Source organism: Acidovorax sp. FHTAMBA (genome assembly GCF_038958875.1).
In the GTDB taxonomy this organism is placed as follows: domain Bacteria; phylum Pseudomonadota; class Gammaproteobacteria; order Burkholderiales; family Burkholderiaceae_C; genus Acidovorax.
Map to the genome: position 1 here is coordinate 931,697 of NZ_CP152407.1, position 21,069 is coordinate 952,765.

The window sequence follows — 21,069 nt, forward strand, 5'->3', positions numbered from 1 at the left end:
GCAGGAATATTGTGAATCGTCAATCTTTGGCGCACTTGTTGCGCTTGGAAAGCGCCGTGGAGGCCGCCTTGTCAGGAGCCGGGCGCAGCGGACTGCAGCTTGCGCAAAGCCAGTGCGGCTTCGATGCGGGGCTGCTCCTGTTCGCTGAAGAGCTGCTGGCGCAGCTGCTGCAGGCCGGGGCCATCGCCGTGCTGCGCACGCGCTTGGTCGTATTGCGCCAGCCGCTGCTGCCAGTGCTGTTCTTCCCGGTCGAGCCGGGCCATGTTGTGGGCGGCGGCCTCGCCGTAGCGGGCACTGCGCGCGGCGTGGCGGGTGCGTTCGTCGGTGTTCTGGGCGTTGAACGTGGCGGTCTGGGCCGCGGCGTCGAGGTGGACGGTGGCGGCGGCGCGCTCGGCGCGGCGTGCCTCGGGCAGTTCGTTGTCTGCATCGCGCAGCGCCTGGGCGCGTTGCTCGGCAGTGAGGCCGGGGTTGTGCGCAATCTCCAGGCGCGCCAGGGTGTAGCGGTCCAGGTCTGCCTCGCGGGCGAACAAAGCGTCGTACTCGGGGCCGTCAAAAAACTGCTGGCGCACCCGGTGCCGTGCCTGAAGCGCCTCGCGCAGGGCGGCGGGGTCGTTCATGTCCTGGGGCGAGCGCAATTGGCCCAGCGCCACCCGGTAGTCCACGTAGCGCTCGGCCAGTGCCAGCGCGCGGGTGGCCAGATCTGCAGAAAAGTGCTGGCCTACCAGCGCCGCCAGCCGCTGCTTGAGCGCGGCGGGGTCGCTCGCATCCTCGGCCCGCGCTTCCAGGAGCAGGGCTTCCAGCGTGTCGCGCAGGCCGTGCACCAGCAGCGGGTCTGCGCTGTGGTCGGCCACCGCGGCGCGGCCGGGGGCAAAAAAGCTGTCCTCCATGGGCCGCGCCGGCTGCGATATCCCCGCAAGCATCGCACCCCCGGCGGGCGCGGCGGCCGCACCCTGCGGGGTTGGCGTGGATGCGGCGTCCGGCAGACCGGGCGCCCCGAGCCACCACACCACGGCGGCCGTGGCGGCGGCAAGGGCCACCCCTGCACTGAGGGCGCGCGCGGCCTTCATGGCTTACAGGCCCACCGATTTGAGGCGGTTGGCGTGCTGGCGGTACAGCGTGACGGGGTCGGTAGAGAACCAGTCGCGCAGGCCCAGCAGCTGGTTGACTTCGTCCAGATGGTTCTGGCGGTAGTCGCCCAGGTGTTTGCCCAGGCGCGACGAGCAGGCCGATACCAGGCCGTCGTTGGATTCGCCAAAGGTGAGGCTCAGCGTGGCCAGCAGGGCGTCGCTGGCGTCGAGCACGTTGGTCAGGGGCAGGGTGCCGGTCCAGGAGTAGTAGCGCACGCCGTTCACCAGCTCGGCGCCGTTGCCGCAGCCCGAGGTGGGCACGCCGTGCGGGAAGCGGCTGTTGAACTTGGCCGAGCCTGCGGTGGTCAGCGAGTCCAGCGCTGCCGTGGGCATCTGGGGCAAGCCGGTACCGCCGGAGGTCAGGTTGATCAGGCCCACCAGCGCCCTGGCGGCGGCGCTGGCCACCACCTCCGACACCGAGCCCGCGGGCGCCACGCCCCGAAGGATGTCGGCCACGCGCGAGCCCCGGTTCACGCCACCAATCGATGTCACGGAGGCCACGAGCTGGGGGGCGACTCCGGCCACATAGCGCGTGGTGGGGCCACCGTGCGAATGGCCCACCAGGTTCACCTTGGCAGCGCCGGTGATGGCCAGGATGGTCTTGACCTGGGCCAGCAACTGCTCGCCGCGCACCTCGGTGCTGTTGGCGGCCGACACCTGCGCCACGTACACCCTGGCGCCGCCCTGGCGCAGGGCGTCGGGAATGCCGTAGAAGTAGTCGATTCCCAGGGCCGAGTCAAAGCCAAAAAGGCCGTGCACCAGCACGATGGGGTAGCGCGTCTGGGTGTAGCCGCTCTGTGCCTGGGCATTGGCGCCCATGAGCAAAAGCCCCGCCGTGGCCGCCAGCAACAGTCGCCGCAAAAAGCGGCTGAAAAATCCGGTCATGTGTTTGTCTCCGTTGGTATGGTTTCTTATGGTGCAAAAACGAACGACCGTTCTTTTTTGCAGGATCAATTTTTCTATTGGGCGCAGGGAGTCACTATCGGGACATACCCGTGCCCGCGGTGTGGAATGCGGGGCCGGCGCGGTGTTTCGTAAAATCCTGCGCCATGAATGGTTTCAACGCACTCGACAAGCTGGACAGGGCCATCCTGCGCCGCCTGCAAGACAACGGCAGAGAAACCTATGACGTCATTGGCGAACAGGTGGGCCTGTCGCCCAGCGCGGTGCTGCGTCGGGTCAAGCGCCTGGAAGACAGCGGCGTGATCCAGCGCTATGTGGCGCTGGTGTCGCCGGAGGCCGTCGGCCTGGGACTCACGGCGTACCTGAACGTGCGGCTCGAAAAGCACACCGAGAGCCACAAGCGCAACCCCATGGACCTGTTCCGCGCCAGTGTGCAGACCTGGCCCGAGGTGGTCGAATGCGCCTCGCTCACCGGCGAGATGGACTACCTGCTGCGCGTGGTGGTGGCCGACATGGCGCACTACAGCCGCTTCATCATGGACACCCTGCTCAAGCACCCCAGCGTGCAGGACTGCAAGACCAGCTTTGTGCTGGACCGCGTCAAGGCCACCACCGCCGTTCCTGTCTGACGCAGCAGGGCGGGCGCTTGCCATCGGGCCGCAAGCCGCGATACCCTGCGCACCCATGGTCCACGGGGCGGCTGGCGGTCTCCCAAGCGACTGCACACCGGGCCTGTTGCTATATCCTTCATAGCTGTTGGCGCTTGTCAGTAAAGCGCTGGAGCCTGATTTTGTGTGTATTTGAGAGAAGCCACTATTTTGTTGCAGCGCAGCAAATTTGGCTGGAGTTGCTGAGGGAAAACCCTTATATTTACCCGCATGATCGCAACAAAAGACTGGCTCAAAGCATCCTGGTACGCAGGCCGAGACATGCTGCGTCCCGTCACCGGCGGCGTTGTCGCCCCTGAACATGGCGTCAAGAAGGAGGTGCCCGTGATGGTTCCCATTCGTGCCCTGGGCCCCTCGTACCGCGAGCGGATCACCCAGCACCTGCTTCAGCTCGAGCCTGAAGACCGTTACCTGCGCTTTGGCTATGCGGCCAATGACGAGCAGATCCGCCGCTATGCCGAGCAGCTGGATTTCGACCGCGACGAGATCTTTGGCATCTACAACCGCCGGCTTGAACTCATCGCCATGGCGCACCTGGCCTTTTCGGAGCACCCGGAATATAAGCACTGCGCCGAATTCGGCGTGTCGGTGCTCAAGCAGGCGCGCGGGCGCGGCTTCGGGGCGCGCCTGTTCGAGCGGGCCGTGATGCACGCCCGCAACGAGGGCGTGAACATGGTGTTCATCCACGCGCTGTCCGAAAACACCGCGATGCTGAAAATCGCGCGCAAGGCGGGCGCCACGGTGCGCCGCGATGGCTCGGAGTCCGAGGCCTATCTGCAGATCGAGCCGGCCAACCTGGACACGCGCATGACCGAAATGGTGGAGCAGCAGTTCGCCGAGGTGGACTACCAGATCAAGAAGCAGGCCAAGCAGTTCTGGGATTTCCTGGCCAGCGTGCAGGAAGTGCGCAGCGGCGTGCAGCACGCACGCCACCAGTCGGCCGAATAGCCACCGGCGCAGCCCCTGGACGGGCTGACACCACAATCCGCTATCCTTGGGGCCCGACCCACTACCGCGCGCACGCTCTCAAACAGTGTCAGATCCGCATCCCGGGCGAGCGCCCGAAAAGGAAGACAAGCGCACCTTTCTGCAAAAGGTTGCCGAGTTCATCCACCCCGGCCCTGATTCCACCGAAGAGCTCATCGGTGCCCTGGCCGACGCCGAGGACAACCAGGTCATTGGAGCCGAATCGCGCGTGATGCTGGAGCGCGTGATCCGCATGGCCGACATGACCGCAGGCGATGTGATGGTGGCTGCGCCCCGCATGGACCTCGTCAACATCGAGGCGCCGTTTGACGAGATGCTGCACCTGGTCATCAACACCGCGCACTCGCGGTTTCCGGTGTACCAGGGCGAGCGGGACAACATCATCGGCATCCTCATGGCCAAGGATCTGCTCAAGCTGCAGCGGTCGCCCGAGCTGAACATCCGCACCCTGCTGCGCCCCGCAGTCTTCGTGCCTGAAAGCAAGGGCTTGAACGACCTGCTGCGCGAGTTTCGCGGCAACCGCAACCACCTGGCCATCGTGATCGACGAGTTCGGCCGTGTGGCTGGGCTGATCACCATCGAGGACGTGCTTGAGCAGATCGTCGGCGAGATTGAGGACGAGTTTGACATCCCCGAGGACAACGGCGACATCTTCGGCCTGGCCGACCACACCTACCGCGTCAGTGGCGACACCTCGGTGGAGCGTGTCTCCGAAGCGTTCGACGTACAGGTCAAGGGCAGCGACCCCGATGAGTCGTTCGACACCATCGGTGGCCTGATCGCCCACGAAATGGGCCACGTGCCCAAACGGGGCGAGCACCTGCAGCTCAGCGGGCTGCATTTCGTCGTGCTGCACACCAAGGGCGGCGCCGTGCGCTGGTTCAAGGTGTCGCGCGTCGAAGACGCCAGCACCAGCGACTGATGGGCCGCGCTGTGTCCATGGCGGGGCCACCGCTGGCCTTGCAGGCGCTGCTGGCCGTGGCTGCCGGTGCCGCGCAGGCGGCGTCGCTGGCCTGGCCGGGCAACGGCCAGCCCCTGTGGTGGTTGCAGATCGCCTCGCTGGCCGTGCTGGCCTGGCTGGTGCGCCCACACCCGGCAGCCTGTGTACGCTGGCAGCGCGGCGCGCTACTGGGCGGGCTGTTCGCCACCGCCTGGCTGGCCGGCACCTTCTGGTGGCTCTTCATCTCCATGCACACCTACGGCGGGCTGGCCGCGCCACTGGCGGTGGCTGCGGTGCTGGGCCTGGCGGCGTTCCTGGCCAGCTACTATGCAGCGGTTTTGGGGCTTTTTTGCCGTCTCACGCTTACCAGTAAAGCGCTGACAGCTATTGTTTTCGGAGCATTCTGGCTGCTGGCGGAGCTGGCACGTGGCACGCTGTGGACGGGCTTCCCCTGGGGGGCTGGCGGTTACGCGCATGTGGATGGGCCGCTGGGCGTGCTGGCGCGCAGCGTGGGCGTGTACGGTGTCGGCGCCGTGGCCGCGATGCTGGCCATGGGGGCCGTGCAGCTGCGCAGTGCCGACTTGCGGCGTGCGCGCGTGTGGGCCGGGCTGGTGGCACTGGCGGCGCTGCTGGCCGCAGCCACCTGGGGCCGCCATTGCGCTATCAGCGGTTGTGGCACACCCGTGCAGCCAGCCGTCCCATCACTCAGCCTGGAGCTGCTGCAGGGCAACATCCCGCAGGACGAAAAATTCCAGCCGGGCAGCGGCGTACCGTTGGCCCTGCAGTGGTATGCGCAGGCGCTGCGCGATGCCCGCGCTGACCTGGTGGTGGCGCCCGAAACGGCCATTCCGCTGCTGCCCCAGCAACTGAGCCCGGGGTACCTGGAAGGCTTGCAGCAGCGTTACGCGCAAGGGGCGCAGGGCGCGCAGGCCGCGCTGCTGGGCATCCCGCTGGGCGACGAAGTGCAGGGCTACACCAACTCGGTGCTGGGCCTGGGCCCCACCACGCTGGCGGCACCGTACCGCTATGACAAGCACCACCTGGTGCCGTTCGGCGAATTCATTCCGCCGTTCTTCAGGTGGTTCACGGCCATGATGAACATCCCCCTGGGCGATTTCAACCGGGGCCTGGTTGCGCAGCCCTCCTTTGCGTGGGCAGGCCAGCGCATCGCCCCCAACATCTGTTACGAAGACCTGTTTGGCGAAGAGCTGGGCGCACGTTTCATCGACCCGGCCCAGGCGCCCACGGTGTTCGTCAACTTCAGCAACATTGGCTGGTTTGGCAACACCGTGGCCATCGATCAGCATCTGCATATCAGCCGCATGCGCGCTCTGGAGTTCGAGCGCCCCATGGTGCGCGCCACCAACACCGGCGCCACGGCCATCATCGACCACCGCGGCGTGGTTACGCACCAGCTGGCGCGCCACACCCGCGGTGTGCTCAGGGGCGAGGTGCAAGGCCGGGGGCTGGACGCCCAGCGCGGCTGGCACATCACGCCGTATGCCTGGTGGGTATCGCGCTGGGGCCTCTTGCCGCTGTGGATGACCGGCGGCCTGGCGCTGCTGGTGGCATGGCTGCTCCACAGGCGCCAGCGCGGGGGCGTGCGGGGTTGATCCACGTCAGGTGCGCGCCGGGTTGGTCGGGCGCCACCGCAGGGCATTGTTTAGAGGCGGCTCCCTATGCCTTGATAATAGGGGCCCGCAAGCCGGGCCTGTATTGCGAACAATGACGATTTGAGGCGGGGCAACCGCTGTTCTGGAGCACGACTGAAAATGGCAGATTCCTTTTCCTACGAACAACTGATCGCCTCCGGCGAGGGCCGGCTGTTCGGCGCCGACAGCGGGCGCCTGCCGCTGCCGCCCATGCTGATGTTTGACCGCATCACGCACATCGACAGCGATGGTGGCGCGCACGGGCTGGGAAAGATCCGCGCCGAACTTGACGTGAAACCCGACCTGTGGTTTTTTGCCTGCCATTTCCAGGGCGACCCCGTCATGCCCGGCTGCCTGGGGCTCGACGCCATGTGGCAGCTCATCGGCTTTTACCTGACCTGGCTGCAGCTGCCGGGCCGGGGCCGCGCGCTGGGCGCGGGCGAGGTCAAGTTCACCGGCGAAGTGGGCCCCGATGTGAAGCTGGTCACCTACGAAATCGACATCAAGCGCGTCATCAAGCGCAAGCTGGTCATGGCCATTGGCGATGCCCGCCTGTTGGCCGATGGCAAGGAAATCTATGTAGCCAACGACCTGCGTGTGGGCCTGTTCAAACGCGAGGAAGACGGCAAGGACGCAGCATGACGACCACCAAGAAGCGCGTAGTCATCACCGGCGCGGGCATCGTCTCGTGCATTGGCAACGACCTGGCCACCGTGGAGGCCTCGCTGCGTGCGGGCACCAGCGGCATCAAGGCCGTGGAAAAGTTCAAGGAACTGGGCCTGCGCAGCCAGGTGGGCGGCGCGCCCGAGATCGACATCGAGGCGCGCATCGACCGCAAGCAGCTGCGCTTCATGGGCGATGCGGCGGCCTATGCGCAGATCGCGCTGGAAGACGCTATCAAGCAAGCAGGCCTTTCGCCCGAACAGGTGAGCCACCCGCGCACGGGCCTCATCATGGGGTCGGGCGGCGGCTCACCCGCCAACCAGATCGAAGCAGCCGACACGCTGCGCGACAAGGGCATCCGCCGCGTGGGCCCGTACCAGGTCACGCGCTGCATGAGCTCCACCGTGTCCGCGTGCCTGGCCACCAATTTCAAGGTCAAGGGCATCAATTACTCCATCACCTCGGCCTGCTCTACGTCGGCCCACTGCATTGGCGTGGCCGCGCAGCAGATTGCCTGGGGCATGCAGGACGTGATGTTTGCGGGCGGCGGCGAGGAACTCTCATGGGGCATGTCGCTGCTGTTTGACGGCATGGGTGCCATGTCCAGCAAGTACAACGACACCCCCGAGAAAGCCTCGCGCGCCTACGACGCGAACCGCGATGGTTTTGTGATCGCCGGTGGCGGCGGGGCGGTGGTGCTGGAGAGCCTGGAGCACGCCCAGGCCCGTGGCGCCACCATCCTGGCCGAAGTGGTGGGCTTTGGCGCCACCAGCGACGGTGAAGACATGGTGGCCCCCTCGGGCGACGGCGCCATTGCCTGCATGCAGCAGGCCATGCAGGGGCTGGATGCCCCCATCGACTACATCAACACCCATGGCACCTCCACGCCGGTGGGCGACATGCAGGAAGTGCGTGCCATGCAGGCGCTGTTTGGCGACAAGGTGCCGCCGTTCTCGTCCACCAAGTCGCTCACCGGGCATTCGCTGGGCGCCACTGGCGTGCAGGAGGCGATCTACTGCGTGATCATGCTCAACAAAGGCTTCATCGCCGGTTCGGCCAATGTCGAAACGCCGGACCCGGCGCTTGGCAACATGCCGCTGGTCACGCAGACGCGCGACGCCGAGCTCACCACGGTTCTGTCCAACAGCTTTGGCTTTGGTGGCACCAATGCCAGCCTGGTGCTGCGGCGCTGGATAGCCTGAGACCCCCCTGAGCGGCTGCGCCGCTTCCCCCCGCTCTCGCATTGCTGTGCGATGCGGGCAGGGGGACGCCACCCGTGCGGCGGGGCGGCCCTTGCACGGTGGCTTCTGGCTTGGGCCGAGCCAGATTTATGCGTCGCGGCTAGCGCTCGCGCCTGGAGCTACTGAAATCCCCCTTGAGGCCTTGCGGCCCGTCTGTCCTGCGGGGCAGGCGGGCCGATAGCGTTGTGGGGCCGTAAAATCCGATGTTTGCGCGCGTGTCTGGCGCGCCATGGTTCCAACACCCCCTTCCTGCGCGGTTTGCACCGCGCACACCAACGCATGTTGACCTTCCAACAAATCATCCTCAAGCTGCAGTCGTACTGGGACGCCCAGGGCTGCGCACTGCTCCAGCCCTACGACATGGAGGTGGGTGCGGGCACCAGCCACACCGCCACCTTCCTGCGCGCCATCGGCCCAGAGCCCTGGAAGGCCGCCTACGTGCAGCCCAGCCGCCGCCCCAAGGACGGCCGCTACGGCGAGAACCCCAACCGCCTGCAGCACTACTACCAGTACCAGGTGGTGCTCAAGCCCGCACCCGCCAACATCCTGGAGCTGTACCTGGGCAGTCTTGAAGCCCTGGGGTTCGATTTGAAAAAGAACGACATCCGCTTTGTCGAAGACGACTGGGAGAACCCCACGCTCGGCGCCTGGGGCCTGGGCTGGGAGGTCTGGCTCAACGGCATGGAGGTGACCCAGTTCACCTACTTCCAGCAGGTGGGCGGCATCGACTGCAAGCCCGCCACGGGCGAGATCACCTACGGCCTGGAGCGCCTGGCCATGTACCTGCAGGGCGTGGACAACGTCTACAACCTCAAGTGGACCGACACCCTGAGCTACGGCGATGTGTACAAGCAAAACGAGGTGGAGCAGTCCACCTACAACTTTGAGCACAGCGACGCGGACTTTTTGTTCACGGCCTTCAACGCGCACGAAAAGCAGGCCAAGTACCTGATGGAGCAGCAGCTGGCGCTGCCCGCCTACGAGCAGGTGCTCAAGGCCGCGCACAGCTTCAACCTGCTCGATGCACGCGGCGCCATCAGCGTGACCGAGCGTGCCGCCTACATTGGCCGCATCCGCAACCTGGCCCGTGCCGTGGCGCAAAGCTACTACGAGAGCCGCGAGCGCCTGGGCTTCCCGATGGCGCCGCGCGAGTGGGTGGAACAGATGGTCAAAAAGGCCGCGTGAACGAGCGAAAGAACAAGAACATGACGACCCAAAACCTCCTCGTTGAACTGTTTGTCGAAGAATTGCCTCCGAAGGCGCTGCAGAAGCTGGGCGATGCCTTCGCCACCGTGATGGCAGATCAGCTCAAGGCGCAGGGCCTGGCCACAGCCGCTTCCGCCGTCACGCCCTTTGCATCGCCCCGCCGCCTGGCCGCGCATGTGACCGCCGTGGCCGACAAGGCTGCTGACAAGGCCGTACAGCAAAAGCTGATGCCCGTGACCGTGGGCCTGGATGCCAGCGGCAACGCCACGCCTGCGCTGCTGAAAAAGCTGCAGGCGCTGGGCGCCGATGTGTCCAACCCCGCAGCCGCCGTGGCCGCCTTGAAGCGCGCGCAGGACGGCAAGGCCGAAGCCCTGTTCTACGACAGCGTGGTGGCCGGTGCCACGCTGGCGGCGGGCCTGCAAAAGGCGCTGGATGAAGCGATTGCCAAGCTCCCCATCCCCAAGGTGATGAGCTACCAGCTCGAAACCGACTGCGGTATGGACAACTTTTTGCCCGGCTGGACCAGCGTGAACTTTGTGCGCCCCGCACACGGCTTGGTGGCGCTGCATGGCAGTACCGTGGTGCCCGTGAAGGCGCTGGGCCTCATGGCGGGCAACAGCACCACTGGCCACCGGTTTGAAGCCGCCGTGTCGCCCGTGGTGCTGGCCGATGCCGACAGCTACGCCGCCACGCTGAAGAAAGACGGCGCGGTGATCGCCAGCTTTGCCGAGCGCAAGGCCGAGATCGCCCGCCAGCTGGCCGCTGCTGCCGCCACGGTGGGCAACGGCGCCCGCCCCATCGAAGACGAAGCCCTGCTCGACGAGGTGACCGCGCTGGTCGAGCGCCCCAACGTGGTCATCTGCCAGTTTGAAGAGCAGTTCCTGGGCGTGCCGCAAGAGTGCCTCATCCTCACGATGAAGGCCAACCAGAAGTATTTCCCGCTGCTCGACGCATCAGGCAAGCTGACGAACAAGTTCCTGGTGGTCAGCAACATCAGCCCCGAAGACACGAGTTTTGTGACCGGCGGCAACGAGCGCGTGGTGCGCCCGCGCCTGGCCGATGCCAAGTTCTTCTTTGACCAGGACCGCAAAAAGACCCTGGCCTCGCGCGTTGAAGGCCTCTCCAAGGTGGTCTATCACAACAAGCTGGGCACGCAGGGGGAACGTGTGGAGCGCGTGCGCGCCATCGCCAAGGCCATTGCCACGCAGTTGGGCGACGCGGCCTTGGTCGCTGATGCCGACAAAGCTGCGCAACTGGCCAAGACCGACCTCGTGACCGACATGGTGGGCGAGTTCCCCGAGCTGCAGGGCATCATGGGCGGCTACTACGCCCTGAACGACGGCCTGGGCGAGACCGTGGCGAACGCCATTGAAGACCACTACAAGCCCCGTTTTGCGGGCGATGCGCTGCCGCGCAACACGGCGGGTGTGGTGGTGGCCCTGGCCGACAAGCTCGAAACCCTGGTGGGCATGTTCGGCATCGGCAACCTGCCCACGGGCGACCGTGACCCGTTCGCACTGCGCCGCCATGCACTGGGCGTGATCCGCATGTTGGTCGAAAAAGACCTGCCGCTGGACCTGAGCGCGCTGCTGGCCGGTGCAGTGCCTGCCTTTGGCGACAAGATCACCGATGCTTCAGCGGCTCTGGCCGACTTCATCTACGACCGCCTCGCCGGCAGCCTGCGCGAGCAAGGCTACAGCGCGCAAGAAGTGGATGCCGTGCTGGCCCTGCGCCCGCAGCGCCTGGCCCTGGTCGAGAAGCAGCTTGCGGCAGTGCGCGCCTTTGCCGCCTTGCCCGAAAGTCCGGCCCTGGCAGCTGCCAACAAGCGCGTGGGCAACATCCTCAAGAAGGCCGAGGTCGAAGGCCCGGTGGACGCTCACGTCAACCCCAACCTGTTGCAGGAAAAAGCCGAGCAGGACCTGTACACCGCGCTGCAACGCTTCGTACCCGAGGCTAATACCCAGTTCGACGCCGGTGACTACACCGGCAGCCTGCAGACCCTGGCCGTGTTGCGCGCCCCGGTGGATGCGTTCTTTGACGACGTGATGGTCAACGCCGAACAGCTGGACGTGCGCATGAACCGCCTGGGCCTGCTCAAGATGCTGCACAACGCGATGAACCGCGTGGCCGACCTGTCACGCCTGGCCGTGTGACCCTGGGGCTGGTAGGCTGGCGGCTCTCACAAGGGAAACCTACCCCATGAAACTCGTCATCCTGGACCGAGACGGCACCCTCAACCCGCTGGGGGACGAATACATCACCTCGGCCGACGAGTGGATGGCCGTGCCCGGCGCGCTGGAAGCCATTGCCCGGCTCAATCATGCGGGCTGGCACGTGGTGGTTGCCACCAACCAGCCCGGGCTGGGCCGGGGCCTGTTTGACGTGGTGGCGCTCAATGCCATCCACGCCAAGATGCACCGGCAGCTGGCGGCCGTGGGCGGGCGGATCGACGCCGTGTTCTATTGCCCGCATGCCGCCGATGAGAACTGCGCCTGCCGCAAACCGGCGCCGGGCCTGCTGGAGCAGATCGGCGAGCGCTATGGGGTGGAGCGGCATGACATGCGCGTGGTGGGTAGCTGCGTGGCCCATCTGCAGGCGGGTGCCGCCCTGGGTGCGCGGGTGCACCTGGTGTGCACGGGGCGTTCGGCCGAGGTGGTGCCGGGCGGGCCGCTGCCGGTGGGGCTCCCGCCGGGCACGGTGGTGCACGCCAGCCTGGGCGACTTTGTGGACCAGTTGCTGCCCGTGGTGCAGCCGGTGGGTGCAGGGGCCGCAGCCCCGTTGCCGCTGGCGGGGCAGGGGGCGCACCCTGTGATTGCTACTTGATTAATAGCTGCTGGCGCTTTACTGGTAAGCCCTGGCGGCCAAAAAGACTGTAAAAATGGCTTTTCTTCGCTCCGTCATTCACCTTCTCTGGATGGGCATCACCGTGGTGCCCTACGCGCTGGCCATCATGCTGGGCACGCTGCTGGGCGTGCGCGGTGTGCCGCTGTACCGCATTGCGCGGGCCTGGCTGTCGCTGTGCATCAGTGGCGCGCGGGTGGTACTGGGCATCCGCGCCGAGGTGACCGGCATGGAGAACCTGCCGCAGGGCGAGAGCGAAGGCGCGATCCTGCTGGTCAAGCACCAGTCCACGTACGAGACCTTCCTGATGCCGGTGATCATGCCGCACCCCCTGGCCTACGTATTCAAGAAGGAGCTGCTGCACGTGCCCTTCTTCGGCTGGGCCATCGGGCGGCTGGACATGATCCACATCGACCGCAACCAGCGCACGCAGGCCTTCAACAAGGTGGTGCAGCAGGGCAAGGACCTGCTGGCCAAGGGCATCTGGATCATCATGTTCCCCGAGGGCACGCGCATCGAGCGGGGGCAGAAGGGCAACTACAAGACCGGCGGCACACGACTGGCGATTGACACCGGTGCGCCGGTGATCCCGATTGCCGTGACCTCGGCCAAGGTGTGGCCGCGCAAGGCGTTCGTCAAACGGCCGGGCGTGGTGGATGTGTCCATCGGCAAGGCCATCTCCAGCCAAGGCCGCCAGCCTGAAGAACTCATGCGCGAGGTGGAGGCCTGGATCGAGGCCGAAATGCGCCGCCTGGACCCCGATGCATACCCTGCCGTGGTCATCCCGGCCGCCAGGACCACCGAAGCGGCCAGCGAAGAGTAAGCATCACCGTGATGCAGCGGCTTGTGCAGTTAGCGCTGGACCTTTTCGACCCACCGGGCGCACTGGCTGCGGCGCCGGGGGGCAATGCTGAAAATATCAAGCAAAAAATGCCGCCAGCGCTTGATGGTAAAGCGCTAGCAGCTCCTGAAAAAATAGCAAACTCCTCTGCGGCACCAGCGCCCGCACCAGCACCAGCGGCGCCCCTGCCCTCGCTGCTGTCCCCCGCCGAATTCCGCCACCCCCAGGCCAGCCGCGAGGTGCTGCTGGGCGATGCCGTGGTGGCCTATGCGCTGCAACGCGCGCGCCGCCGCAGCATCGGCTTTACCGTGGGGGCCGATGGCCTGTCGGTGCGTGCCCCGAGCTGGGTTACGCTGGGCGCTGTGGATGCCGCGCTGCGCGAAAAATCCGACTGGATCCTGCGCAAGCTCGCTGAGGCGCGCGACCGCCAGCAGCGCATGGAAGGCGGCCGCGTCGTGTGGGCCCATGGCGCAGAGCTGCCCTATCTGGGCGAGCCCTTGAAGCTGGTGCTGGACCCGAGCCACGGTTTTGCGGGCAAGGGTGGGGCGCTGGTCACCGCAACAGAGCAGCCCAGCCTGCACATCGCGCTGCCCCACAGCGCCAGTGCGGCGCAGGTCCGCGATGCGGTGCAGGCCTGGTTGATGCGCGACGCGCGCCGCCACTTCACCGAGCGGCTGGACCACTTTGCTCCGCTGCTGGGCGTTCGCTGGGCCAGCCTGCGGCTGTCCAGCGCCAACACCCGCTGGGGCAGCGCCAAGGCCGACGGCTCCATCCGCCTGAACTGGCGCCTGCTGCACTACCGCCCGGCCATCATCGACTACGTGGTGGCGCACGAGCTGGCCCACCTGCGCGTGATGGACCACAGCCCCCGCTTCTGGGACACCGTGGCCACCGTGGTGCCGGACTACGCGCAGCTGCGCAGCCATCTCCGTGACGAACCCGCCCCTTTATGGTGAATCCCCCCTGAGTCGCCTTCGGCGCCTTCCCCCAAGGGGGACGACGCCCTCGCTGCGGGGCGGCCCTTGGCTTGCGTCCCTCGCGCCGGTCGCGCCCAGTTCAAACGTTTTGTCGAATGCCCAGAAAGGATCGAAACCATGACAAATACGCTCTCCTCCGTTTCTCCCGCCGAAGGCTATGCCGGTGACGTGACGCCCCAGCAGGCCTGGCAATGGGTGCAGGCCGGGCAGGCCGTGCTGGTGGACGTGCGCAGCGATGCCGAGCGCGAGTGGGTCGGCTACGTGCCCGGTGCCGCCGCCGCGGCCTGGAAGCAGTGGCCGGGCATGGCGATGAACGCCGACTTTGATGCCCAGATGCGCGCCGCGGTGCCCGAGGGCGCGCGGGCGGTGCTGCTGTGCCGCAGCGGCGTGCGCTCCATCGCCGCCGCGCGGCGCGCCACCGAGCTGGGTATCACCGCTTACAACATCCTCGAAGGGTTTGAGGGCGATGCGGATGGGCAAGGCCAGCGCGGCAAAAAGGGCGGCTGGCGCTTTCATGGCCTGCCGTGGAAGCAGGGATGAAGGCTGAGGACAACCCCCTGAGCGGCTGAGCCGCTTCCCCCTTCTCTCGAACCGCTGCGCGATTCGGGAAGGAGGACGATGCCCTCGCTGCGGGGCGGCCCTTGCTTGGCATCCCCGGTCCAAGCCGCGCCCATTCCCGGGTTTGGCTACTATCAAAAAAAAGAGCTGCCAGCGCTTGATGTACAAGCGCTGGCAGCTCTTTGGCCTTGAAGCCGAGAAAACTTACTTGGCCAGGGGAGGAATCCGCAGCTTCTGGCCAGGGTAGATCTTGTCGGGGTGGCTCAGCATCGGCTTGTTGGCCTCGAAGATCACGGGGTACTTGTTGGCGTCGCCGTAGAACTTCCTGGCGATGGCGCTCAGGGTGTCGCCGCGCACCACGTCGTGGTACTGGGCTTCGGGCTCGGGGTTGGTGACGTCCATCAGGTTCTCGACGCTGGTCACGCTGGCCACATTGCCGCAGCACAGGGTGACCTTTTCCTTGGCCGCCTGGGTGGGGGCTGTGCCCTTGACGGTGACCTTGCCCTGTGTGCCGTCGAACGCCACCTGCACATTGCTGGTGCCCAGGTTCTGCGAGGCGATATAGGTTTCGATGGCCTTGGCCGCCTTGGTGTTGAGCTCATCCTGTGTGGGGGGCGCTGCGGTGGTTGCCTGCGCTTCCTTGCCGCCAAACAGCTTTTCGCCGGCTTCCTTGATGAAACTGAAAAGACCCATGTCGTACCTCCTAATATTGCAGAAACAGGAAAGGCCACTGTAGCGGTAACTGGCGACCGTGTGGTGTCGGACAGGGGCGCGACACGATTTCTCGGGAGGGGCGTGGTGTGGGACTTGTCTGCGTGGGGCCTGTCTGCCCCGGAATCGGGCGGGCTCGCAAAACTCGGGATAATCCGCCGCATGACTTTCCTGGCCATCGACGTCGGTAACACCCGTCTCAAATGGGCGTTGTACGACGCTCCCCGCCCCGGGGCTGCGCTCATTGCGCATGGCGCCGAGTTCCTCGACCACATCGACCGCCTGGCCGAAGGCAGCTGGGCATCGCTGCCGCACCCGGAGCGCATGCTGGGCTGCGTGGTGGCGGGAGACGCCGTCAAACGCCGCGTGCAGGAGCAGATGGAGCTCTGGGATGTTGCCCCCTCGTGGGTGGTGTCGTCGGCGCAGGAGGCGGGGCTCACCAACGGCTACGACCACCCCTCGCGCCTGGGATCGGACCGCTGGGTGGCCATGATCGGCGCGCGCCACCATGTGCTGGCACGCGGCCCTGCACGGCCGCTGGTGGTGGTGATGGTGGGCACGGCGGTGACGGTGGAGTGCATCGACACCGACGGCCGCTTCATGGGCGGCCTCATCCTGCCCGGCCACGGCATCATGCTGCGCGCGCTCGAATCGGGCACCGCCGGCCTGCATGTGCCCACGGGTGAAGTGCGCCCGTTCCCCACCAACACCAGCGATGCACTGACCAGCGGCGGCACCTACGCCATCGCCGGTGCCGTGGAGCGCATGTACCAGCATCTGCTGCATCACTGCGGCCAGGAGCCCGCCTGCATCATGACCGGCGGCGCAGGCTGGAAGATGGCGCCCAGCATGACGCGGCCGTTCGAGCTGGTGGACAACCTGATTTTTGATGGGCTGCTGGAGATTGCTGCGCGGCGGTTTGGGGGCTGAGGTCTTTGTAACGCTGTCGCTGTATCAGTGCGACGCGGCTCTCTATGACCATTGATCTGCAAAACTGGCGCTGCCCAGGTCAGGGACACCAAGCAAGGGCCGTCCCGCAGCGAGGGTGTCGTCCCCCTTCCCGAATGGCGTAGCCAGTCGAGAGAAGGGGGAAGCGGCAAAGCCGCTCAGGGGGATGCCTCTTACTCCTCTTCCAGTTCAGCCCGCGCCATCTCCACATCCAGCCGTTCCATGGCATCCATCGGCTCGGCGGCGGCGGCCTTTTCGTACAGCGCGGTGGCTTCCTTCATCTTCTTGTCGCCTTCCAGCATGACCAGCGCGTTGGCGTACTCAATCATCGCAATGGCAGAGCCGGGGTTGAGCTTGAGCGCTTCCTGGAACAGCTTGAGGCCCGTGTCCTTCTTGGCGCCATAGGTCATGCCGCCAATCAGCGAGCCCACCTTGTCGATCACCTCGGCGTGGAACGCGCCCAGCGCAATGCGCGCATCGGCGTGTTTGGGTGATAAAGCGATGGCCTTCTCCAGCGAGTCCTTCACCTTGCCCCCCAACCCCTGCGCCAGTGCCTTGGCCACGCTGATGCCCTGGCTGTAGCGGCCCAGCGCATAGGCATGCCAGTACCAGGCATTGGCGTTATCGGGCTCTGCCGCCGCCTGGGCCTCCGCCCGTTCGGCCACCTGCATGAACAGGTCCAGGCGCGCCTTCTCCTTCGGCTCCAGGTAGTTGGCATAGATGGAGGTGGCCTTGTTGGCCGCAGTGATGCCTGCACCCCCGGCTGCCAGTCCCGCCGCCGCCGCTTTCTCAAAATCACCGTTGTGAAACAGCGCCCAGGCTTGCAGTGCGGCGGCGTCTTTGGGGCAGGGTTCGGCATCACCGCCATGCAGTCGTGCCCAGTGCTTCTTGACGCTCGCGGCGTCGAACTGGTAGTCGCCTGCGTGGGGGAAGGGGGTCCATTTGGCCATGGTGTGTCTCCGAGAGTTCTTGTTGGGGGTGTCTGTGGCGGGTGGGCTTTTTTTTATCAGCCTGGCGTTGCTGCGTAGGCACCGACCAGCTGCAGCAGGTGGGCCCGCTGGCTGCTTTCGAGGTAGGGCATGAGCAGGTTCAGCACATGGTGGGCACCACGCAGCAGCGCGGCCTGGGCGCTTTCGGGCTCCAGTGCGCGGCGCGGGTCGCGCACGTATTCAAAGCTGAGCCAGTAAGTGAGCACCACGACCATGCTGGTGGCGGTGGCCTCCAGTTCGCGCGAGTCGATGTGCAGCGCGTCTGCGCGCCCCATGCCGTCGAGCATGGCGCGCACGGCGCGGGTCTTGTTCTTGAGGATGGCCTGGAAGTGGGTTTCCAGGCGCCGGTTCTTGGACAGCAAGTCGTTGAGATCGCGGTACAGAAAACGGTACTGCCAGATCAGCTCGAACAGTGAGTGCATGAAGAACCAGGCGTCTTCCACATTGCGCACGCCATCGGCGGCGGCCAGCAGCTCGGTGAGCGCGGTTTCGTAGCGATCAAACAGCGCGTTGATCAGCTCGTCCTTGGCGGGGTAGTGGTAGTACAGGTTGCCGGGGCTGATGCGCAGCTCGGCCGAGATCAGGGTGGTGGAGACGTTGGGCTCGCCGAACCGGTTGAACAGGTCCAGCGTCACTTCCAGAATGCGTTCTGCGGTGCGGCGTGGCGCTTTCTTCACCATGTGTGCAGGCCCTTCGCGTCGTTGCGTGTCGTTGTTGCGTTGTCTCTGGTGGCTACTCTAACCCACGCAGTCATGCTGCAGTGCGACATGAAGGTGGGGTGCATATGCAGTACCCACGCCGCTTGTAGCGCACTTCATGGGTTTCACCAAAAAATGAAAAGCGGCCCAGACGCCGTGGCGCGTGGACCGCTGGGTGCGGGCTGAGGGCTTGCCAGTGGCAAGCCGGGATCAGCTGGCCGATGGCGTGCTGGTGGCCGCGGCGGTGGCACGAGTGGCGGTCTTCTTGGCCGCAGCCTTCTTGGCGGGGGCCTTGGCTGCGGGCTTGGCGGCTGCCTTGGCAGGCGCGGTCTTCTTAGCCGCAGCCTTCTTGGCAGGGGCTTTGGCGGCGGGCTTGGCAGTTGCCCTGGCGGGAGCAGCCTTGCTGCCCTTGGCCAGTGCGTCCACACGGGCGCTCAGGGCTTCCAGGTCGCGGGCCGAGGGCACGCCCAGCTTGGCCAGGGCCTTGGCCACACGGTCTTCAAAGATGTTCTCGAGCTTGTCCCACTGGCCCTGGGCCTTGGAGCCGATGTCGCTGGCCATGGTGGTCACGCGGCTGGTGGCTTCGGTGATCTTTTCTTCGGCCACGGCCTGGGTCTTGCGCTGGATGGTCAGGCCTTCCTTGACCAGGGCTTCAAACACCTTGCCACCTTCTTCCTGCGCCTTGGAGAAGGCGCCCAGGCCCGCCAGCCAGATCTGCTGGGCGGAGTCCTTGACGGTGCTGGACAGTTGGGCGTTGCTCTTCTTTTTGTCGGCGCTGAGTTTCTGCAGTTTCTTGACCATGGGGCCTCCGTTGTGCGGTTGGGGTGGATTTGCCAGGGCGGTTGGCCTCTGACGCATGGCCGCACTGTACGCCGCGTGACGCGCAAGGTGTAGGCGCGCGCTCCTAAAAATGTAGAGCGTGCCATCTAGCCTGCGCAGGCCAGGCTTGCCTAGTATCGGCGCGGGTTTGTGCTGAATCGGTGTGCGCGGCCCTTGGGCAAGAATGAAGTCATCTCAGAGGAGCTATCCATGCAGTATTTCGTGACGGGGGCAACGGGGTTCATTGGCAAGCGGCTGGTCAAGAAGCTGCTGGAGCGCAAAGGGGCGGTGGTCCACTTCCTGATCCGCAAGGAAAGTGCGGACAAGGTGGCGGACCTGCGCAGCTTCTGGGGCGTGGGGCCCACGCGTGCGGTCCCTGTGTTTGGCGACCTCACTGCGAAGAAGCTGGGAGTGGCGGCCGACGACGTGAAAAAGCTCAAGGGCCAGATCGACCATTTCTACCACCTGGCGGCGGTGTACGACCTGGCTGCCGATGAGGAAACCCAGGTGGCCGTGAACATCGAGGGCACGCGCAACACGGTGGACCTGGCCAAGGCCATCGATGCCGGGCACTTCCACCATGTCTCCTCCATCGCAGCCGCAGGCCTTTACGAAGGCGTGTTCCGCGAAGACATGTTCGAGGAGGCCGAGGGCCTGGACCACCCGTACTTCCAGACCAAGCACGAGAGCGAAAAGATCGTGCGCCAGGACTGCAAGGTGCCCTGGACGGTGTACCGCCCCGCGATGGTGGTCGGCGACAGCACCACGGGCGAAATGGACAAGATCGACGGCCCCTACTACTTCTTCAAGCTCATCCAGCGCCTGCGCCAGCTGCTGCCGCCCTGGATGCCCACGGTGGGCCTGGAGGGCGGGCGCGTGAACATCGTGCCGGTGGACTTCGTGGTGAACGCCCTCAACGTCATCAGCCACCAGAAGAGCATCACCAAGAAGTGCTACCACCTGGTGGACCCCGTGGGTTACCGCGTGGGCGATGTGCTGGACATCTTCAGCCGCGCAGCCCATGCGCCGCGCATGAACCTGTTCGTCAACGCCGCGCTGCTGGGCTTCATCCCCAAGAGCGTGAAGAAGAGCCTAATGGCGCTGGCACCGGTGCGCCGTGTGCGCAATGCCGTCATGAAGGACCTGGGCCTGCCGGAGGACATGCTGACGTTTGTGAACTACCCCACGCGCTTTGACTGCCGCGAAACCATGGCTGCGCTCAAGGGCTCGGGCGTGTCGTGCCCCAATCTCAAGGACTACGCCTGGCGCCTGTGGGACTATTGGGAGCGCAACCTTGATCCCGAGCTCTTCATCGACCGCACGCTCAAGGGCACGGTGGGTGGCAAGGTGGTGCTGGTGACAGGAGGCTCGTCCGGCATTGGTCTGGCGGCCGCGCACAAGTTTGCCGAGGCGGGTGCCACCACCATCATCTGCGGCCGCGACCAGGACAAGCTGGATGAGGCCTGCGCTGAAGCCAAGGCCAAGGGCTACCAGTTCATCGCCTATTCGGCCGACATCGCCGACATGGCCGATTGCGATCGTTTCGTGCAACTGCTCATCGACAACCACGGCGGGGTGGACTTCCTGATCAACAACGCGGGCCGTTCCATCCGCCGCGCCATTGAGTCGAGTTACGACCGCTTCCACGATTACGAGCGCACCATGCAGCTCAATTACTTCGGCTGCCTGCGCGTGACCATGGGCTTCCTGCCGGGCATGGTGGAAAGGCGAAAGGGCCATGTGGTCAACATCAGCTCCATCGGCGTGCTGACCAACGCGCCGCGCTTTTCGGCCTATGTGGCCAGCAAGGCGGCGCTGGACGCGTGGACGCGCTGCGCATCGAGCGAGTTTGCCGACCAGGGCATCACCTTCACCACCATCAACATGCCCCTGGTGCGCACGCCCATGATCGCGCCCACCAAGATCTACAACAACGTGCCCACGCTGAGCCCCGAAGAGGCGGCCGACATGATCGCCCAGGCCTGCATCTTCAAGCCGGTGCGCATTGCCACGCGCCTTGGCATCACTGGCCAGCTGCTGCACGCCCTGGTGCCGCGCGTGGCGCAGATCAGCATGAACACGAGCTTTCGCATGTTCCCGGATTCCACCGCCGCCAAGGGCAGCAAGGACGCCAAGCCGCAGCTGTCGGCCGAGGCGGTGGCACTGCAGCAGATGATGCGCGGCATCCACTTCTGAGGGACGCCAAGCCGGGGCAGAAGCAAGCGCGTTGAACTCTGTTACCCGGAGGTCCGGCGCGCAGGGATAATCACGGGTTTTGCCAAGCGGGCATTTCAAACAGC

Annotated in this window: 20 protein-coding genes; 14 read left to right on the top strand and 6 right to left on the bottom strand. The window is 65.7% G+C overall.

All coding sequences use genetic code 11. The features are described from left to right. Nucleotides 1-71: 71 nt before the first annotated feature. Nucleotides 72-1,067: a lipase secretion chaperone gene (locus AAFF19_RS04350; protein ID WP_008907193.1), complete on the bottom strand. Its 996-nt coding sequence runs from the start codon at nt 1,065-1,067 to the stop codon at nt 72-74. Between the two features lie 3 nt (nt 1,068-1,070). Further along, complete coding sequence (locus tag AAFF19_RS04355; RefSeq protein ID WP_220459056.1) at nt 1,071-2,012, bottom strand: triacylglycerol lipase; 942 nt, start codon at nt 2,010-2,012, stop codon at nt 1,071-1,073. 164 nt (nt 2,013-2,176) lie between these two features. Here AAFF19_RS04355 and AAFF19_RS04360 point away from each other — a divergent pair, with 164 nt between their 5' ends. The 12 genes from AAFF19_RS04360 (at nt 2,177) to AAFF19_RS04415 (ending at nt 14,586) form a co-directional block, all read left to right on the top strand. Further along, nucleotides 2,177-2,659: an Lrp/AsnC family transcriptional regulator gene (locus tag AAFF19_RS04360; protein WP_008907195.1), complete on the top strand. Its 483-nt coding sequence runs from the start codon at nt 2,177-2,179 to the stop codon at nt 2,657-2,659. Nucleotides 2,660-2,908: 249 nt separating this feature from the next. After that, entirely contained in the window at nt 2,909-3,646 is a 738-nt protein-coding gene (locus tag AAFF19_RS04365; RefSeq protein ID WP_034695884.1) for a GNAT family N-acetyltransferase, read from the top strand. 85 nt (nt 3,647-3,731) lie between these two features. Beyond that, the gene (locus tag AAFF19_RS04370; protein WP_008907197.1) at nt 3,732-4,607 is read left to right on the top strand and encodes a transporter associated domain-containing protein; all 876 of its coding nucleotides are present in this window, start codon (nt 3,732-3,734) and stop codon (nt 4,605-4,607) included. Further along, nucleotides 4,607-6,238, top strand: coding sequence for an apolipoprotein N-acyltransferase (lnt, locus tag AAFF19_RS04375; protein WP_182118032.1), 1,632 nt, complete (start codon nt 4,607-4,609; stop codon nt 6,236-6,238). The genes AAFF19_RS04370 and lnt overlap by 1 nt, the downstream gene beginning before the upstream one ends. A 159-nt stretch (nt 6,239-6,397) precedes the next feature. Beyond that, nucleotides 6,398-6,919 (top strand): 3-hydroxyacyl-[acyl-carrier-protein] dehydratase FabA, encoded by a 522-nt coding sequence (gene fabA / locus AAFF19_RS04380; RefSeq protein WP_008907199.1) that lies wholly within the window; start codon nt 6,398-6,400, stop codon nt 6,917-6,919. Next, nucleotides 6,916-8,142, top strand: coding sequence for a beta-ketoacyl-ACP synthase I (gene fabB / locus AAFF19_RS04385; RefSeq protein WP_008907200.1), 1,227 nt, complete (start codon nt 6,916-6,918; stop codon nt 8,140-8,142). Before fabA ends, fabB begins: the two co-directional genes overlap by 4 nt. Before the next feature lie 318 nt (nt 8,143-8,460). Then, a complete protein-coding gene (gene glyQ / locus AAFF19_RS04390; RefSeq protein ID WP_008907201.1) occupies nt 8,461-9,366 on the top strand; it encodes a glycine--tRNA ligase subunit alpha in 906 nt (301 codons plus the stop codon). 20 nt (nt 9,367-9,386) lie between these two features. Continuing rightward, nucleotides 9,387-11,540 carry a glycine--tRNA ligase subunit beta gene (glyS, locus tag AAFF19_RS04395; protein ID WP_182118033.1) on the top strand — a complete coding sequence of 718 codons (2,154 nt, stop codon included), beginning with the start codon at nt 9,387-9,389 and terminating at the stop codon, nt 11,538-11,540. A gap of 46 nt (nt 11,541-11,586) precedes the next feature. After that, on the top strand, nt 11,587-12,210 hold the full coding sequence (gmhB, locus tag AAFF19_RS04400) for a D-glycero-beta-D-manno-heptose 1,7-bisphosphate 7-phosphatase (protein WP_008907203.1): 624 nt from the start codon (nt 11,587-11,589) through the stop codon (nt 12,208-12,210). Between the two features lie 55 nt (nt 12,211-12,265). Further along, entirely contained in the window at nt 12,266-13,051 is a 786-nt protein-coding gene (locus AAFF19_RS04405) for a lysophospholipid acyltransferase family protein (RefSeq protein ID WP_008907204.1), read from the top strand. Between the two features lie 11 nt (nt 13,052-13,062). After that, nucleotides 13,063-14,025, top strand: a complete 963-nt coding sequence (locus AAFF19_RS04410; protein ID WP_342721829.1) for a SprT family zinc-dependent metalloprotease — start codon at nt 13,063-13,065, stop codon at nt 14,023-14,025. A gap of 138 nt (nt 14,026-14,163) precedes the next feature. Continuing rightward, nucleotides 14,164-14,586, top strand: coding sequence for a rhodanese-like domain-containing protein (locus AAFF19_RS04415; RefSeq protein ID WP_342721364.1), 423 nt, complete (start codon nt 14,164-14,166; stop codon nt 14,584-14,586). Nucleotides 14,587-14,808: 222 nt separating this feature from the next. Here the strand turns inward: AAFF19_RS04415 and lysM are convergent, their stop codons facing one another. Next, on the bottom strand, nt 14,809-15,297 hold the full coding sequence (lysM, locus tag AAFF19_RS04420) for a peptidoglycan-binding protein LysM (RefSeq protein ID WP_342721365.1): 489 nt from the start codon (nt 15,295-15,297) through the stop codon (nt 14,809-14,811). A gap of 180 nt (nt 15,298-15,477) precedes the next feature. Here lysM and AAFF19_RS04425 point away from each other — a divergent pair, with 180 nt between their 5' ends. Then, nucleotides 15,478-16,245, top strand: a complete 768-nt coding sequence (locus tag AAFF19_RS04425) for a type III pantothenate kinase (RefSeq protein WP_008907208.1) — start codon at nt 15,478-15,480, stop codon at nt 16,243-16,245. A gap of 191 nt (nt 16,246-16,436) precedes the next feature. Here AAFF19_RS04425 and AAFF19_RS04430 read toward each other — a convergent pair whose 3' ends face one another. From AAFF19_RS04430 to AAFF19_RS04440, 3 genes are all read right to left on the bottom strand, one after another. Then, nucleotides 16,437-17,213: a hypothetical protein gene (locus AAFF19_RS04430; protein WP_008907209.1), complete on the bottom strand. Its 777-nt coding sequence runs from the start codon at nt 17,211-17,213 to the stop codon at nt 16,437-16,439. A gap of 56 nt (nt 17,214-17,269) precedes the next feature. Continuing rightward, entirely contained in the window at nt 17,270-17,932 is a 663-nt protein-coding gene (locus AAFF19_RS04435; RefSeq protein WP_008907210.1) for a TetR/AcrR family transcriptional regulator, read from the bottom strand. A 228-nt stretch (nt 17,933-18,160) separates the two neighbouring features. Further along, nucleotides 18,161-18,751 carry a phasin family protein gene (locus AAFF19_RS04440; protein ID WP_342721366.1) on the bottom strand — a complete coding sequence of 197 codons (591 nt, stop codon included), beginning with the start codon at nt 18,749-18,751 and terminating at the stop codon, nt 18,161-18,163. Nucleotides 18,752-18,979: 228 nt separating this feature from the next. On the opposite strand from AAFF19_RS04440, the gene AAFF19_RS04445 reads away from it, so the two are divergent. Beyond that, nucleotides 18,980-20,965, top strand: coding sequence for an SDR family oxidoreductase (locus AAFF19_RS04445; RefSeq protein WP_182118042.1), 1,986 nt, complete (start codon nt 18,980-18,982; stop codon nt 20,963-20,965). Nucleotides 20,966-21,069: the final 104 nt, after the last annotated feature.

Excerpts from the sequence above, each read along its gene's own strand:
- AAFF19_RS04350 (WP_008907193.1), bottom strand. The coding sequence starts at position 1,067 with ATGAAGGCCGCGCGCGCCCTCAGTGCAGGGGTGGCCCTTGCCGCCGCC.
- AAFF19_RS04355 (WP_220459056.1), bottom strand. The coding sequence starts at position 2,012 with ATGACCGGATTTTTCAGCCGCTTTTTGCGGCGACTGTTGCTGGCGGCC.
- AAFF19_RS04360 (WP_008907195.1), top strand. The coding sequence starts at position 2,177 with ATGAATGGTTTCAACGCACTCGACAAGCTGGACAGGGCCATCCTGCGC.
- AAFF19_RS04365 (WP_034695884.1), top strand. The coding sequence starts at position 2,909 with ATGATCGCAACAAAAGACTGGCTCAAAGCATCCTGGTACGCAGGCCGA.
- lnt (WP_182118032.1), top strand. The coding sequence starts at position 4,607 with ATGGGCCGCGCTGTGTCCATGGCGGGGCCACCGCTGGCCTTGCAGGCG.
- fabA (WP_008907199.1), top strand. The coding sequence starts at position 6,398 with ATGGCAGATTCCTTTTCCTACGAACAACTGATCGCCTCCGGCGAGGGC.
- fabB (WP_008907200.1), top strand. The coding sequence starts at position 6,916 with ATGACGACCACCAAGAAGCGCGTAGTCATCACCGGCGCGGGCATCGTC.
- glyQ (WP_008907201.1), top strand. The coding sequence starts at position 8,461 with ATGTTGACCTTCCAACAAATCATCCTCAAGCTGCAGTCGTACTGGGAC.
- glyS (WP_182118033.1), top strand. The coding sequence starts at position 9,387 with ATGACGACCCAAAACCTCCTCGTTGAACTGTTTGTCGAAGAATTGCCT.
- gmhB (WP_008907203.1), top strand. The coding sequence starts at position 11,587 with ATGAAACTCGTCATCCTGGACCGAGACGGCACCCTCAACCCGCTGGGG.
- AAFF19_RS04405 (WP_008907204.1), top strand. The coding sequence starts at position 12,266 with ATGGCTTTTCTTCGCTCCGTCATTCACCTTCTCTGGATGGGCATCACC.
- AAFF19_RS04410 (WP_342721829.1), top strand. The coding sequence starts at position 13,063 with ATGCAGCGGCTTGTGCAGTTAGCGCTGGACCTTTTCGACCCACCGGGC.
- AAFF19_RS04415 (WP_342721364.1), top strand. The coding sequence starts at position 14,164 with ATGACAAATACGCTCTCCTCCGTTTCTCCCGCCGAAGGCTATGCCGGT.
- lysM (WP_342721365.1), bottom strand. The coding sequence starts at position 15,297 with ATGGGTCTTTTCAGTTTCATCAAGGAAGCCGGCGAAAAGCTGTTTGGC.
- AAFF19_RS04425 (WP_008907208.1), top strand. The coding sequence starts at position 15,478 with ATGACTTTCCTGGCCATCGACGTCGGTAACACCCGTCTCAAATGGGCG.
- AAFF19_RS04430 (WP_008907209.1), bottom strand. The coding sequence starts at position 17,213 with ATGGCCAAATGGACCCCCTTCCCCCACGCAGGCGACTACCAGTTCGAC.
- AAFF19_RS04435 (WP_008907210.1), bottom strand. The coding sequence starts at position 17,932 with ATGGTGAAGAAAGCGCCACGCCGCACCGCAGAACGCATTCTGGAAGTG.
- AAFF19_RS04440 (WP_342721366.1), bottom strand. The coding sequence starts at position 18,751 with ATGGTCAAGAAACTGCAGAAACTCAGCGCCGACAAAAAGAAGAGCAAC.
- AAFF19_RS04445 (WP_182118042.1), top strand. The coding sequence starts at position 18,980 with ATGCAGTATTTCGTGACGGGGGCAACGGGGTTCATTGGCAAGCGGCTG.